Annotated in this window: 10 protein-coding genes; 1 reads left to right on the forward strand and 9 read right to left on the reverse strand. The window is 42.6% G+C overall.

Features of this window, described 5'->3' with window-relative positions; all coding sequences use genetic code 11:
* Positions 1-26: 26 nt before the first annotated feature.
* Together BLU98_RS15015 and BLU98_RS15020 are read right to left on the reverse strand one after the other, a co-directional pair.
* Positions 27-230 (reverse strand): hypothetical protein, encoded by a 204-nt coding sequence (locus tag BLU98_RS15015; RefSeq protein WP_092726265.1) that lies wholly within the window; start codon positions 228-230, stop codon positions 27-29.
* A gap of 158 nt (positions 231-388) precedes the next feature.
* Positions 389-2,842 (reverse strand): TonB-dependent receptor, encoded by a 2,454-nt coding sequence (locus tag BLU98_RS15020; protein ID WP_092726267.1) that lies wholly within the window; start codon positions 2,840-2,842, stop codon positions 389-391.
* 87 nt (positions 2,843-2,929) lie between these two features.
* Between BLU98_RS15020 and BLU98_RS15025 the strand changes: the two genes are divergently transcribed.
* Positions 2,930-3,586, forward strand: coding sequence for a metal-dependent transcriptional regulator (locus BLU98_RS15025; RefSeq protein WP_092726270.1), 657 nt, complete (start codon positions 2,930-2,932; stop codon positions 3,584-3,586).
* A gap of 33 nt (positions 3,587-3,619) precedes the next feature.
* On the opposite strand, the gene BLU98_RS15030 is transcribed toward BLU98_RS15025, so the two are convergent.
* The 7 genes from BLU98_RS15030 to BLU98_RS15060 all read right to left on the reverse strand — a co-directional run bounded on the left by BLU98_RS15030 (position 3,620) and on the right by BLU98_RS15060 (position 15,179).
* A complete protein-coding gene (locus BLU98_RS15030) occupies positions 3,620-5,632 on the reverse strand; it encodes an alginate lyase family protein (protein WP_092726272.1) in 2,013 nt (670 codons plus the stop codon).
* 10 nt (positions 5,633-5,642) lie between these two features.
* Positions 5,643-7,175, reverse strand: a complete 1,533-nt coding sequence (locus BLU98_RS15035) for a hypothetical protein (RefSeq protein ID WP_257575024.1) — start codon at positions 7,173-7,175, stop codon at positions 5,643-5,645.
* Between the two features lie 87 nt (positions 7,176-7,262).
* On the reverse strand, positions 7,263-9,188 hold the full coding sequence (locus BLU98_RS15040) for a glycoside hydrolase family 127 protein (protein WP_092726280.1): 1,926 nt from the start codon (positions 9,186-9,188) through the stop codon (positions 7,263-7,265).
* Positions 9,185-10,249, reverse strand: a complete 1,065-nt coding sequence (locus BLU98_RS15045) for a serine hydrolase domain-containing protein (RefSeq protein WP_092726282.1) — start codon at positions 10,247-10,249, stop codon at positions 9,185-9,187. The genes BLU98_RS15040 and BLU98_RS15045 overlap by 4 nt, the downstream gene beginning before the upstream one ends.
* A 62-nt stretch (positions 10,250-10,311) precedes the next feature.
* Entirely contained in the window at positions 10,312-11,748 is a 1,437-nt protein-coding gene (locus tag BLU98_RS15050) for a glycosyl hydrolase family 28 protein (protein WP_257575025.1), read from the reverse strand.
* Between the two features lie 78 nt (positions 11,749-11,826).
* Positions 11,827-13,218, reverse strand: coding sequence for a sugar porter family MFS transporter (locus BLU98_RS15055; protein WP_092726284.1), 1,392 nt, complete (start codon positions 13,216-13,218; stop codon positions 11,827-11,829).
* 20 nt (positions 13,219-13,238) lie between these two features.
* Positions 13,239-15,179: a glycoside hydrolase family 97 protein gene (locus tag BLU98_RS15060; RefSeq protein WP_257575026.1), complete on the reverse strand. Its 1,941-nt coding sequence runs from the start codon at positions 15,177-15,179 to the stop codon at positions 13,239-13,241.
* Between the last annotated feature and the right edge of the window lie 8 nt (positions 15,180-15,187).

Here is a 15,187-nt window from a genome sequence, read left to right on the forward strand (position 1 = left end):
GCCTTTGTTATTTTAAATTCGTTGGCTTATGCTTTAGCCGGTGCTGCCTTTACAGTTGTTTTTGCAGCCGCGGGCTTTACTTCTTTTGTCTCTTTTTTGTCTTTGCTGCGGCAATTAGCGCCTTTTTTGCAGCAGGATTTATCACATTTTTTACCGTCTTTGCCTTCGTGTGCAAAAGCAGTACCTGTTACCAGGAAAGCAGCCATAGCCAATACCCATAATTTTTTCATGACTCGAACGTTTTTTATTTAAGAATTCTGTTATCGAATATAGTGTTATTGTCTGTTCTTTCATTAAGTTAATCCGTTAATTGTGCCAGACGGCATTGAATACGGGATTATATTATTGAATAACAATCATTTATAAGCAGCCGGTTTCATCCTGTCTATCAGAAAGGCAGCACCAGTTTCACGCAAATATTCCGGCCCATATTATACATTCCGCTGTGACCGTTGGGTGATTGGTTGTAGTATTCAAAATATTTCAGCCTGCTCAGGTTGGATTGATATACTTTATCCAGCAGATTCATTACCTGTATGTATAGTTGCATGGACCGGCTTTTATAGTACCTGATGTCTGCAGTAAGGCCTATATGCAACAAAGCATAACCAGGTGTTGGTGTTTCTGTATGATTCAATCCGAGAAACCGGTTTTGTTTCGCAGCCCATTCAACTTCTACTTTAGGTGTAATGGATGTAAACCATTTTGATGCAGTTGTTATTTTCTGTGTGATGCTGCTCCATATTTTCAACGGCGGAATAAGCGGCAGGTAAGCTCCCTGTTCGCCTTTGCCTTCATAGATCTCGTTTTTGTTGAAGCCATAGACAACCGACAGATTGTTATCGAAACTAAATCCTCTGAGTTTTACCGGGTTAAGGGAGAAACCTGCTTCCATTCCATACAACTGCGCAGCTGCTTGCTGGTATTGATATGTTTTATTGCCCTGTGCATCCGTGATCGGGTTTCCGTTATTATCTGCAAGCATCGTCAGGTAAATATAATGTTGGATATGATTGTTAAAGAGACTCAGCTCTGCTGAAAAATTGCTGAACCTGGCGCTTGCGCCCAGGTCTGTTTCCAGTGAAAACTCGGGATCGAAATTCCGGTTACCAAGATAAATGATGTGCGCACCGGGATCCAGGCCGTTGGATGCCATTTCCGTAATATTAGGAGCCCTGTAACCCCTGCCGATATTGAATTTGAGCCCGATATCCCTGGTAGCCTGAAAAGTAAACCCTACACTTGCTGATATTCCTTTGAACACTTTATCATAAGCCGGGAACTGTAAAACAGCATTGGCCGTATCCGGTAATGCCACATGTTCATCAAAACCCGCAGCAGCATTGTTTCTGACGAAAAAATCTTTCCATTGCACCCGTCTCAGATCGTACCGGGCTCCGCCACTCACACCCCATTTCCCCGATTTCCATTTTGCATACCAATAGGCGCCGCCGTCGTACAGCGCATAGTCGGGAATGGGAAAATCTGTTGCATCAATACTTTTGTTCTGTTGCAGCATTCCATTGATGCCCACTGTAACCTCCATATTACCCAACCGGGGTGCATCATACCGCAACCCATAGTTCAACGTATTCAACCGCACATGCATTCCAGCCTGGTTGGGCATGGTAGGGTGATTGTATTCACGCCTGATATTTTGTTGCAGTGAAAAAATAATATCTACATTGCCTTTACCCAACTGGTAAAAATGATGGGTGTATATCCGGTAGTGATCGATGCGTTGATGGAGTGGCGAAAGCCGATACGTATTTAATTCATTGTATGGGATCAGCGGCCTGCTCTTGATGTCATCATTGTTTCTTTCCCGAACCTGTTTGGTAAATTGCCGTGTTAACGAATCGCGGCTTCCATCCGGGATGCCTTGCAGGTTGCTGTACAGGGTGAAATTAAAATGGGAATATCCTTTGTTGGTTTTAAAACCGGCCAGTGCCGACAGGTTCTTTTCGTCAAAATTGGTATTGTAAACCCTGTTGTCAATGGCATTGCGGTAATTGTTGGCCATACGATAAGAGCCTCTTAACACAAATAAAAATTTTCGTCCGTTGTATCCTATGCGCAGCCCATTCCCCACTAGGTTGTTGTTCGACTGGTATTCGCTTACGAATTTGCCATGCAGTTTTCCATCATCCATATCAGGAGTATAGGGAAACAAACTGATCACACCCGCGAGGGCATCAGACCCGTACATCAGGCTGGCCGGCCCTTTGATCACTTCTGCCCTGTTGATATCGTAAGCATCCACTTCAATGCCATGCTCATCTCCCCATTGCTGCCCCTCCTGGCGAATGCCATCGTAAAGCGTAAGTACCCGATTATAACCCAATCCACGAATGGAAGGTTTAGAAACATTCGGGCCTGTTTTCACCGTATGCAATCCAGGCACATTCCTGGCCAGTACATCCATCAGATCAGATGCCGCGGTACGTTCCATTGCAGGGGAAGAAATACCCATAATAGCAACCGGGTTTTCCCGGGCCTGCGTTGCCCTGGAAACACCTGTTACCACTACATCATTGAGCAATACATCATTGGCAGTCAAAACAATGCACAAAGTCAGGCTGTTGTTGCTTTTTACCGCTACCTGTTGTTCTGCATCATCATAACCCAGGCATGAAACCCTCAGCTGGTACGTACCCGCAGGTATGCGTGAGAGCATAAAAGAACCTAAACTATCTGACCATGCACCGAAGGCAGTTCCTGCAAGACTAATGCTCGCCCGCTCAACAGCTTTGCCTTCCGACAAAAGCTTGCCGGTGATCTTGCCTGTTTGCGCACTTGCAGTAAAAGCAAGCAATAACAATATGGATAAAATGGACTTCATAATCAGGTTAGTTGTTCGGTTGGTAAAAATATAAAGTTAGGTTAATCTAACAAATTGAATCCGGGAAATCTTTTCTATCTTTAATTCATGCTATCGCATACTGAAGAGAATTATCTCAAAGCACTGTTCCACCTTACGTCGGAAATCACCGGTAAATCCGAGGCGGGAACCAACGAGTTGGCAACTACACTGAATGTGAAACCTGCTACCGCCAATGATATGCTCAAAAAGCTGAAAGAGAAAAAACTCATCAGCTATGAGAAATACGGGAAGATTTCACTGACCGCTACCGGGAAAAAACAGGCTATACAGATCATACGCAAGCACCGGCTCTGGGAAACTTTCCTGTATGAAAAATTAGAATTCACCTGGGATGAAGTGCATGAAGTGGCAGAGCAACTGGAACATATCCAGTCATCCAAGCTGATAGAGAAACTGGAAAAATTCCTGAACTACCCTGAAGTCGACCCCCACGGCGACTCCATTCCGAATGCCAATGGAGAAATGAAAACCAGGGCCCGGAAAACTTTAACGCAGGTTCCTGTTGGCAAAACCTGTAAGCTTGTTACCGTAAAAGATGGCAGCGCTTCTTTTCTGCAATATGTAATGAAAGTGGGGCTGGGTCTCAGCAGTAAAATAAAAGTAGTGAGCCGTCAGGATTTTGATGGAACAATGGAAATAGAAGTGGATGGCAGAAAATCCAGCGTCAGCCAGAAATTCGCCGATAACCTTTATGTTATGTGACTCTCCTGATCACCTCCGGATTTATCCGCTTTTTCATTTTACAATGATCTTGTCCACCCTTACATTCGTACTATTGTCGATACCGGAAGCAATACTAATCCCCATCAATGCATTTTTACTAATGGATGGGGTTATAGCTGTAGATACTTCCTGCCAGTTCACGCCGTCATAGGATACTGATGCGGTTACAACCTCTTTATTCCTTTCCAGCTTCAGCCAGTAATTGCCTGTTAGTCTGCCGAAGGTTATTGCCGGCGCTGTTAAAGTTTTCCTTTCTCCCAGCCGTTCTATTTTTCCCGATGTGGTTGCTCTTGTTTCCAGTTGTGTATGCCAGCTTGGCTCTTCAATTTGTCCGCTGTTCCCGGGATACAATGTGAGCGAAACAAAAGGAGATTTAGCTGTACTATCTTCGCGTAGCATAATTCCAATTACAGAGAACTGTGAGCTGGGCTGTGGTTGTATCCGGAATATAAGCGTTGCTTTTTCTTTTACAGGGAAGCAGGTATAATGAAACGCATCTCCGTCGTTACCAATTCCCTTCCCAAAAGATTCGATCGAATATTGAACACCATTGTAATAAGTATTACCGGGTCTGATATTACCAATGTCCATTTGTATCCAGTCATCCGGTAAACCAGCTACAACCGGCTGTACAAAGGCACCCCGGCTATTACCGTTTTTATTGACAGCGATAACTGTATAATAATATTGCCTACCACGCTTAACGGTTTTGTCAGCAAAATCCGTTGCACTAATACCTGTTGTAATGATTTTAAAAGGACCTGTTTTCCGGTCAGAGCGTTTTATTGTATAAGTAGCCCTGTCATCAGTGGTGGCTATCCAGGAAAGTTTTACTTCATTGTTAAACCCTTGGGCAATCAACCCAGCTGGAGTGGTAGTTATCTCCCTTTTATTTGAGGCTGATGTACCGGCAAAAAACAAAGTGCCATAACCGGGATGGTCAGCACCTGGCCTGCCTGCTCCTTCGGGGCGTATCTTTTCCACTGCTTGTTCTATATATGGTGCATTCAATCCCTTCAATACCACATAATGTGCAAACACTTGCTCATACAATGGCCGCAACTGTCCTCTGCCTTTATCTGATATTTTAAAATGATGATATTTCCCTGTCCTGTCCAACCATTCACTAAAAGGTATATCATCGTTACCCAGATTGTATTTTGCTACGTATTCAAATCCCTTTAATAACAGGTTATTGCTATAGCCATACAAGTCCAGTCCCTGGTTCCATGCAATGGCACAACACTCGGCCAGCATACCAATACCCAGTTGCGAATGCGGCTGGTCGCGGCCACTTTCCTGTATTTGCCCTTTTTCACTGACAACATAATTTTGCAACCTGCCGTTACCCCAGCCGTGTGTATAATATCTTAAAGCGTCTTCAAAAATCTGTCTGTCGTTACAGAATACACCAATAGCCATACAAGTTTTCATAGCAGCTGCATCCCAATTGCCATTGGCAAAAGGAGCATAGTTTTTTATTACCGGATAAATAACGGTTTTGAAATGTTTTTCTGTTTTCGCAATATCATCCGCCTTCCAACCGGCGTTGGTATAACGTATGATTTCGGCAGCGTTCAGCATTTTAAAAGGCCCCAAGCCTGCCATCAATACTGCATCCCGGCCGGTGATCGATTTTAACGTTACAGACCAGGCGTTGATGATCTCAATGGACTTGTTGGCATATCTTTTATCACCTGTAATAGTCCACATGATGGCATTCTGATGCGCTGCATTGGCATCATTATCATACATACCACTTACGCCTGGATTACGACCTACCGTTTCAAGCGGGCCTTGCATCCTATAAGTGTATTGCGATGCTTCATCTTTGATAAAAAGGCTATACCCCGACCACACAGGCTCTTGTTTATGCATTATAGCGTTACGCATTCGTTCGAGATCTGCTTTGCTGTGTAAAATTCCGGGATGGATAAATCTTTGCCCCAACACGTTGTCAGAAAATGCAGCAGCAGTTACCAATAAAATAAAAAACTGAACGAAGTATTTTTTAAGTTGCTTCATACTAAAACGCTTATTTATCAATCCAAAAAGTACGCTCTACCGGTTCGGCAGATTGTATTTTTCCTTTAATGCCATACTGCCAAGCAACTACAGTTACTTTTACCGGGAATTGAGTCCGTGGCGGTATTGCGGTAAGCATCAGCTCATTGCTTGCTATTTCCGCCGGGCCTTCTTTTACGTAATACGAAACTGGCAAACCACTATCCGCAATAGCATTGAGCTTAACAGACCGGGTACCTTTTTTTACATCTTTAAGCATTGGAAATATTATTCTTTGTCGTTTCCCTTCTATTAGGGGATAATTAATCTTAACATTAAACTGCTGCACGACACTTTTGTAACCTACATCCCCGCTGTTATGCGCCAAGAGCCAGATATCATTTGTACGTTTTGTATTGTTCAGACCCATCCGGTAAAATTGAATGCAAAAAGTTGTGTCGTTCACCTTTTTAACCGGCCCGCATATGCGATCAATATTGATCTTGGTAGTAGCATGCACTCTGGAAAAATGCCGATGGGTCGAATCTGTAAAAGCAGCCGATAAATAATATGTAATGCCGTCAGCACCAGGCCAAATATTAGTTATACTATATTGCGCATGGGTGGACAGGTCAAACGATAATAATTGCCCCTGCCAAGCGAATCCTATATATTGTGGTTTCTTATTCTTTTTCCTGGCATAATAACTTTCTGTAGCATCTGCCATCTCTTTATCAAAATACCAGAATGCATCATGAGCATCCCCTTTATAAGAGCTGAATGGTGCCTCCTTCGATCTTTTATCCTGCCCTGGATGCCAGCGCTCCGCCAGCCATCCTTGTTTTTTATCAACTTTCGTCAATTGCACTTTTTCATCCAAAGGCTGGTATTGCGGCAGGCGGTATTGGGCGGCCTTTCTTATAAATAAAGAGAGATAGTCCACCACTTCATCCGACACATCAAAGTGACCATGGCCTGCATCGCATAAAAAAGAGATACAGCTTTCAGGATACATCATGCGAAATGCCAGCGCAGGGTTCACTCTGGCTTCCCACCATTCGTATTCGCCTTCAACCATTAACCCCGGAATACCATCAATATTCCTGTTCCTGCCCCATTCGAGATTCTCCCTTCCATATCCGGTAAGATTGGTTCGGGGCGCATCACCATGATAGGAGATGATCGCCAGGGTTCGTTCCGGGTTCCAGGCCGCAAAGTTCCAGGGAAAGGTAGCCATGGCTGAATGACCCAGGGGAATGAACGGTGCATATTTTAATTCAGTATAACCGCTTTTATCCGCCAGCGCATTCATCATATCATCAAATACTTTCTGGCAACCGTTCTTTACATCCCATTGCTGGTCGATGCCTGGAGATATCCATACAATAGCAAAGCCCAATTCAGTCATCGTTTTTCGAAAAGCAGTATGTTCAAAAATGGTCTCTTCACACATATTGTGTTGCCCTACTACCACTGCCCGCACCTGCCTGCAATCAGGTGGTATCCATAAAAATGCCTCAGGATTATCATTGGTTTCCGCGGAAATATATCCTTTTACTTTCACCGACCACTGGTATTCGGCACTTCTTGCAGAGAAAGAAACGAAAAGAGAAACCGGCAATAGGAATAGCAACTGTTTAATGTTCATGTATTATTTTTTTAATCGCCAGTAAACAACGTACCGCTCATGATGCACATCATATAAAGGTTTTACAATAATATTTTCATTAACTATCTTAAAAGTAAGCGGCCGACCCTGGAGAGGCTGTATATAGTTATCAATTTTCTTAGCATCAAGCGTGAATGTTGTATCGATATTACCCGGAACCGTATAATTATAAGTAATATAGTCGTTGTGTTTTGTCGGGTCTGAATAAGGCTCCCTGCCCGAAAAACTTCCGGTACCCATTTCACCCGCCAATATCACCGGGCCATAAGCAATTGCCGCAATAGACGGGTTATCATTTGCAGGAACAATATGCAATTGCATGGGATAGCGCAATTCAATGCGGTCATCTTTTTTCCAGGAACGGTTGATCGCTATATAGCTTCCAGGGGGCTGTTTTATTTTTAGTGATTTGCCATTTATTGATATCTCAACGTCTGCTTTTACCCAGGAAGGGTAACGGATATTTATAGTGATTGGTGATACGGGCGCTTCATCAACTGTAAAACTCATATTCCCATTTTCAGGGAATTTTGTTTGTTGTATAAGCTTAAATTTCTTCTCTTCCCAGTTCAATGTGGATGGAATAAAAAGATTTATAAATAAGGCATCGTTAGTGTGGTAATATATGCCCTCTCCATATTTTGCATGGTTCTCAAAACCTGTGCCCACACAGCACCAAAAAGAACTGTCGGGTGTGCTATACACTTTATGCGCACCTGGCAGCATCGGCAAAAAATAAGCGATCATGCCCGTTGCCGGATCTTGCTGACCCAATATATGATTGAACAAAGCTTTTTCATAATAGTCCGCATATTTTACATCACCACTGTGTATATACAAATGTCTTGTCAGCTTTAGCATATTGTATACATTGCAACTTTCACCGGTATAGCCTGTCAGATGTTGGGAAATCGCATCTGGTTCAAAAAAATGCTCCCGGTCGCTATTACTGCCTGTTGCAAAAGAATGGTGATCAACAACGGTTTGCCAGAAAAATTTTGTAATAGTATCCTGCCCTGCTTTATTTTCAATTTCATAATCACGCATTACGCCCAGCAGCTTGGGAATATAAGTATTGGCATGTGTACCCTTCAAATTATCAATACCGTTCTTCAGCGGATCAAGCATCCTGTTATCGTAGAAAAAATCTCCCAGCCATTGATCGTTGCGGTTACCGGTTATGGCATACAGGTTATAAAAAGTTTCATTAATGCCGCCAAATTCATTACGCAGCATAACAGCGCGTTGTTGTTGCGTCAATAGCTGCAGTTTTTTAAAGGCCCATGCCGAAAAGCCTTTTGCCACAGACAATGCCTGCCGGTTACTACAGTATAAGTATTGATCAAGAATGCCGGCTAGGATTTTATGCAACGTATACCAGGGCGCCCATACTTTTTCGCCGCGGATATTACGGTTAATAAACTCCTGAGGAAAGGCGCTGAGGTAGCCATCCTGGTTCAACGTTTGCTGCACGGCAGCCAGTGCGGCAATAATGGTATCTCCCTTCAGCTTATATACTTCATCGCCGGTCGCGGCATACATCAAAGCGAGACCTGATAAAATATGACCAGTAGAATGCCCGCGCAATTCACAATCCAGTGATTCCCATCCTGCATATTTTTTAATCTCATCATAACCGCCTTCATTGGCATCATACATCCCTGCATTGGTATAAAAACTATGCAGCAGGCTTTGGGTACTAATGCGTAAAAGCCATTGCTGCTCCCGCACCATGTTATCTCTAAAGCGGCTATTGAGTAGTTTTATATCTTTAAGATCAAAACTGTATACCGCCGGTTTTAGCTGATCTGGTACGGTAAATTTATCTGCATGCTGGCCAGGATAGTGCGATTGAGCATTGATAACAAAAGGGGAAACGAGAACATATATGATCAGTAGCTTTTTCATTTCCTGTTTTTTTTATTAACAATATTCCTAACCATAAGGGCCAATACCGGGCTTGACAAAAAAGAATTAAATACGTTACCAGCCTCTCTTATATGCGTAAGAAAAAAACCATACATCCCATTTTTCTTATCTATCCACGGATAAGCGCCCGCCCATGACGGACTGCTGATAATTATAGCATTGCCAACCTTGTCTGTTTCTTCGCGCCATTCGCCTAACCCGTAAATATCATTTCTGTTGCTGTGTCTTACAGCATGTACAAAATTATCTTTGGGTATATTCGCGTTCAATACATGATCTGCTTGCATTACAGCAATTGCTTTCTCAGATAAAATGCTTTTGCCCTTAAAAGAGCCTTTGTTAAAAATCATCGATAAAAACTTTGCATAATCATCCAATGTTGATCTTGCGCCACCACCCAGCATCGGTGCATGACCACCGGCTGAATCTACTGGAGTAAAATGGGTGGCATTCATTCCTAACGGGATCGCAATCTTTTCCTGAAATATCATCTCCCAATCTTTACCTGTTGCCAGTTCCGCCATACGACCAGCCACATTCATTGCCAACCCTCCATATTTAAACTTTGTACCCGGCAATGTATCAGCTGGCAATGCTGCAGTTGCAGCAACAGACGCTTTTAATGTCTGATAGATATCAATAGGTTTATCTGCAGGCTGGTAATCGGGGAAGCCTGCTGTGTGCGACATCAACTGAGCCAAAGTCGCTTCACCTTTAACATCTGTAAACTCCGGCAACCATTTTTTTACTTTATCGCTCCAGGATAATTTACCCTCATCCACCAAAGATGCAATAGTAGCTGCTGCGAGCCATTTACCGGCTGATGCAATGAATACAACCGTTTCAGGTTTATAGTTCCCGAAGTATCTTTTATAAATGGTCTTATTATCTTTTGCGATCACAACAGACGCGCCGGAATAATAACCATTATTTATCCAACCCTTTATTTTTTGTTCCAACAGAACAAAATTGTAACGGGTACTCTCCGAGCTCCTTTGTGCCTGTGCTTTTAGTATGAAGAAAAAAAACAGTCCGATCATACCATATTTATAGCAGTATAGCTTCTTTTGAAACAGCACGTATTCACTTTTTATTAGTTCGTTTATTTAAACACTACATGCTCAACATGCTCTCCGATGAAGATACGGGCCATATCTCCGGTTTTATACCATTTCAGTTTACCGGGCATATTGTCTGTAATTTTTGTTCCGTTGATAACAAGGTTCTCGAAAGTGACATTTCTTACTTTACGTGTATCATCATAGCCGGCAATGATCGACAGTTCAGCATTTTTACCATTGTAAGTAATATTTCTAAAATACACATTCTCTACGCCAAGTCCCGGCGCTGTACAATACTTCTTATTGAAGACTATTCTTATATTCACTAACTGTCCCTGCCGGAAATCTTCAACCCGAATATTTTCGAACAATACGTTGCGTATGAAATTATTATCCCCTACGCTGATATTCATGCAGCCCTGGTAGTCAATTTGCTCTTCCTTCTGATCTAGGATATCTATGTTACTATATTTGAGATCCTCAATTGTATCCGGTTTTAGCTTATTACCATGTAAGCCAATCATAATAGGATGTGCCACATCTGCCCATAATGTTGAATTTTGCATCGTAATATTCTTACTGCCGCCTGTAAATCCTTGCCGGGTAGCATATACAGTAGTGCAATCATCGGAATTACGGCAAAACACACCATCATATAAAACATTCCTACTGGCAAAAACATTCAAGCCATCGCCCCAGCCATAATAGCTGATACTTTTCACGTTTCGTATTGTTACGCTATCCGAACCGCCAACAGGGCATTGTGTAAATGCCAGCCCTTCTACTAAAATGTTACGTGAATTTTCAATCCGAACCCCTTGTTTAACTGAAAAATCCACAATACCTCTTCCAATAATTTTTACATCGCGTACCCCGCTTACCAATAGTTGTCCTTTAATGACAGCGCCACCTGCCACATACACTGTTTTTCCCGAAGGGATTCTTAATCTGCCATCCGGAATCTCATGCACGCCAGGACCAAAGTAAATAAGGCTTTTATCGTTCCCATTCACTTTAAAAGTGTCAATAGGATTTGCAAACAAATGCAGGTTATGAAAGATATCTCCATTCAATTCTACCGAAAGATTGGAAGGCTTATTTAATTTAAAATAAAGTGTATTCCCCTTTATCTCGTGGGCGATATTATAGGATAGGGGGCGAATGCGTGCCATTTTTATCCTGCCTTTATTATTGGTTACTGCCAGTTCCACTGTCCCTGAAAAATCGAAGCTGCATTGAGAAGCATTCATTACCGTATGTTTTGCTTCTTTTACCTCCTCTACCTTTACATTGTACTCGTAAAGATCCTGCCAGGTGCCCCCAGGTTTTCTTACTTTAACAGTAAAATCATCATTGTGCAATGCACTTATTTGTGCAGTCGGCCCCGGATACACTACCAGTTGTTGGGCTTTTATAAATAGTGCAGGTATTAATAATAAAAACGTCACCATCTCATTTTTAAATCCTGATTTCCTCATTAATGACTTGCTTTAATACTATTTAAAATGCTTTTTCATTCCCATTACAGCAATTAACACAATACCATACTTCACTGTTCAATCTTCATGCTTCGCTAGTTTCTTTTCCAATGCTTCCAATGAAACGCCTTTGGTCTCTGGTACTTTCGTCAATATCCAAAGCAACTGCAGCACCATCATAAAAGCAAAGAAGGCAAATATGGGCCAGGGATTATCTTTAAAAATCCCATGATCTGCATCTAAGAAAACAGGAGTGATCAATGTGATCATCGCCGCAAATACCCAATGCACACTTGCGCCAAAAGCCTGACCGGTAGCTCTTACTTTTGTTGGAAATATTTCAGCAATAAATACCCAGATAACTGCGCCTTGTCCGATAGCATGCGAAGCGATAAATAACATCAAGAAAACCAATAAAAAAACGGAACCGGCGCCCGAGTAGAAGGCCCAGGCAACCATGGCCAGGCTCAAAATGTACCCCAGGGAACCCACTATCAGGAGCATTTTACGACCTACCCTATCAATAAAATACAATCCAACAAACGTAAATGCAAGGTTCGTAAGCCCTATCAATATTGAGTTACCCAAAGAATCTTTGGCTGCAAGTCCGGCACGCGCTAATATTTCCGGTGCATAATAAAGAATAAAATTGATGCCGCTCCATTGATTGAAAAAAGCAACAAAAAATGCCAGCCATACAATGGTGCGATACCTGCGGGCAAAAATTCCGGTTGAAGAAATGTTGGCTTCTTCTTTTTCTGCTGCCTGAATCTCTCTTATTTCAGCATCCGGGTCGGCTACGCCTAAACGAAACATGACTTTCTTTGCTGCTTCTTTGTCATGTTTAACTGATGATAACCAGCGCGGGCTTTCCGGGATACCGAACACCATCAATGTATAAATAACAGAAGGGATGGCCATTACGCCAAGCATCCAGCGCCAGTCATTAGCGCCTCCGATGCCTTGCAAAAAATAGTTAGACAAAAAAGCCACCAATATACCAAACACAATATTGAACTGATACATGGCCCCTAGTCTTCCCCGTGTTTTGGGTGTAGCTATTTCTGAAATATAAGTGGGCGCAGCCACAGACGATACCCCTATTCCAAGACCGCCTATAAAACGAAAGAAAGAAAAGACATATGGATCCTGTGCCAAAGCTGAGCCGATTGCAGAAACACTAAAGAAGATACCGATCCACAGCAGTACTTTTTTCCTGCCATACTTTTGTGTGGGCATACCTCCAAATAAAGCTCCGGCTACAGTACCCCATAACGCCATTGACATAATGAAGAACCCATGAAACCATGGAGAAGTATGCCATAGTTCTTTAATCGGCAAATTGGCTCCGGAAATCACCACTGTATCAAATCCGAAAATGAATCCGGCTAAGGCGGCAATTAAAGAAAGGCCAAATAAACCCGCGCCGGATTTTTTATTCAGGTCTCCAGAAGATGAATTTTGTTGCATAAATGAATTTTATAAACCATCTAATTAGTTTTAACCGGCGTTAGCCATATTGCCAATCCACCGGAAGCCTTTAATGCAGTGCTGAATTTTGTTTTAGATGTAATAATTTTTTTATCTACCCGTACTTTTGTTTTTGTCGCTACATAATCATCATCGCTATAAATATTGGCTTCATATTTTTTCCCTGGTGAAAGGAAACTAAAATCAATGGTTATAGTTCTTGCTTCATTATTTGTGATGGATCCCACAAACCAGTCGGCACCATCCCTCCGGGCAATTGTTACAAATTCACCAATCGCTCCATCCAACGCTTTCGTATCATCCCACACGGTTTTTACTTTATCGAAGAATTCAATTTCCGGCTCTCCGTTACACATTTTAGGGTTATCATACCAATACAAAAATTGTAACGGGCTATAATAAACTGCAGCCAAAGCCAACTGATGTGCGTGTGTGGTTTTAATACGATTGTTATAGTAACAAATAGTGTAGTCTGCTGCTCCGGCTAAAAACCTGGTAAAGGGCAACGTAGCATTATGTGTTGCATCGGGCATCTCTTCATTGCCCCTCACTCCTTCTTGTGTTAGTAAATTAGGATAGGTTCTGCTGAAACCCGTAGGCCGGTACTCATCATGGATATCTACCAGCAACCCATAATCAGCACATTTTTTTACAGCGTTATGCAACCAGGTACTCCATTGCTGGCTGCCAATCTGAACAAAGCCAAATTTAATTCCTTTAATGCCCCATTGTTTATACAGCGGAAGGATTGAATCGAGCTGGCGATACAATGCACGTTGATTCACATATACGAATATGCCAACACCTTTATCCGCCGCGTACCGGGTTAAAGAAGGAAAATCAATATCCTTTTCTGCACGAACTTTTGTGGCATCCGATTGCACACTCATTTCGGCGCCATACCAGCCAGCATCCAAATGCACATATTGCAACCCATGTTGTGCCGCAAAGTCCACACAGGCTTTCGCTTCTGCCTGGCTTAGCCCGGAGCGTATGGCCTTACCGGGTTTGATCCATGAAACGTCTTTGATCTTGTTTTCCGGGTTGAGGTTTAAAATAATATCGTTGTTATTGATCAGATCAACCGGGCGCTCGCCTGCCATCACTACCCTCCATGGCGTGTTATAAGGGGTAATAACATCGGCACTGGCATACATCGATAATTGAAGTGTATTGGCTTTTTTGTCACATAGTGCAAACTTACCCCGGGCATAGTCTATCATATTGGCTTCCGCCAAAGCAACAGTTAATCCATTCGGTAATTTTAAAGTAAGCGGGCGCTCCGCCTCATCTTTCCAGTACTTTAAAGGTAATAAACTGATAGGCCCCTGCGCCCATTTTTCATAATAAGCCAGTGTGCCTTCGGGCAAAGTAAACTTCGTTTGTTCACCCTTTATATGCAAAAACAATCCATTCACTGCTTCCGGAAAATAATAACGGAATGCAACGCCTTCGTTGTAAGCGCGCAGCTCCACATTCATAAAGTAATACCTCCGTTTGTCATACGCATCGCTCATTGTTCCGGCTTCTTCATTGCCTTTTCTGAATTTCAATATCAACTGATGATATTGGTCTTTCACCTGGCTACGTTCCCCGTAAACAGGCTGCCAGGTTTTATTCACAGATAAAGTATCCACGCCAATTAGTTCCAGGTTATCGCCCCAATGTTCAAACGCATCATTGGGAATGCCAAGGGCCGATTCGAATAAATGGTTTTGAATAAGCACACCCATTTCTGATTCGAGCAGCACTTCTTTCCCTTTAAAAGAAACCGTATAATACATTTGCCGGGTGCCATCCTGTGCCCGCTTTTGATAAAATGAGATGCGGTAGTTACCATCCGGCGAAGCCAGAACCCTGCCGGTGCCGTTGATCATTCCCTGCGAAAAAAGCTGCAACGAATCCAGGAATAATACAAGTATCAAAAAATATCTTATCATATCACTCA

It is taken from the genome of Hydrobacter penzbergensis (assembly GCF_900106985.1).
Classification (GTDB): Bacteria; Bacteroidota; Bacteroidia; order Chitinophagales; family Chitinophagaceae; genus Sediminibacterium; species Sediminibacterium magnilacihabitans.

Coding starts and splice junctions, on each gene's coding strand:
- BLU98_RS15020 (WP_092726267.1), bottom strand. CDS start 2,842: ATGAAGTCCATTTTATCCATATTGTTATTGCTTGCTTTTACTGCAAGT.
- BLU98_RS15015 (WP_092726265.1), bottom strand. CDS start 230: ATGAAAAAATTATGGGTATTGGCTATGGCTGCTTTCCTGGTAACAGGT.
- BLU98_RS15030 (WP_092726272.1), bottom strand. CDS start 5,632: ATGAAGCAACTTAAAAAATACTTCGTTCAGTTTTTTATTTTATTGGTA.
- BLU98_RS15050 (WP_257575025.1), bottom strand. CDS start 11,748: ATGAGGAAATCAGGATTTAAAAATGAGATGGTGACGTTTTTATTATTA.
- BLU98_RS15025 (WP_092726270.1), top strand. CDS start 2,930: ATGCTATCGCATACTGAAGAGAATTATCTCAAAGCACTGTTCCACCTT.
- BLU98_RS15055 (WP_092726284.1), bottom strand. CDS start 13,218: ATGCAACAAAATTCATCTTCTGGAGACCTGAATAAAAAATCCGGCGCG.
- BLU98_RS15040 (WP_092726280.1), bottom strand. CDS start 9,188: ATGAAAAAGCTACTGATCATATATGTTCTCGTTTCCCCTTTTGTTATC.
- BLU98_RS15060 (WP_257575026.1), bottom strand. CDS start 15,179: ATGATAAGATATTTTTTGATACTTGTATTATTCCTGGATTCGTTGCAG.
- BLU98_RS15045 (WP_092726282.1), bottom strand. CDS start 10,249: ATGATCGGACTGTTTTTTTTCTTCATACTAAAAGCACAGGCACAAAGG.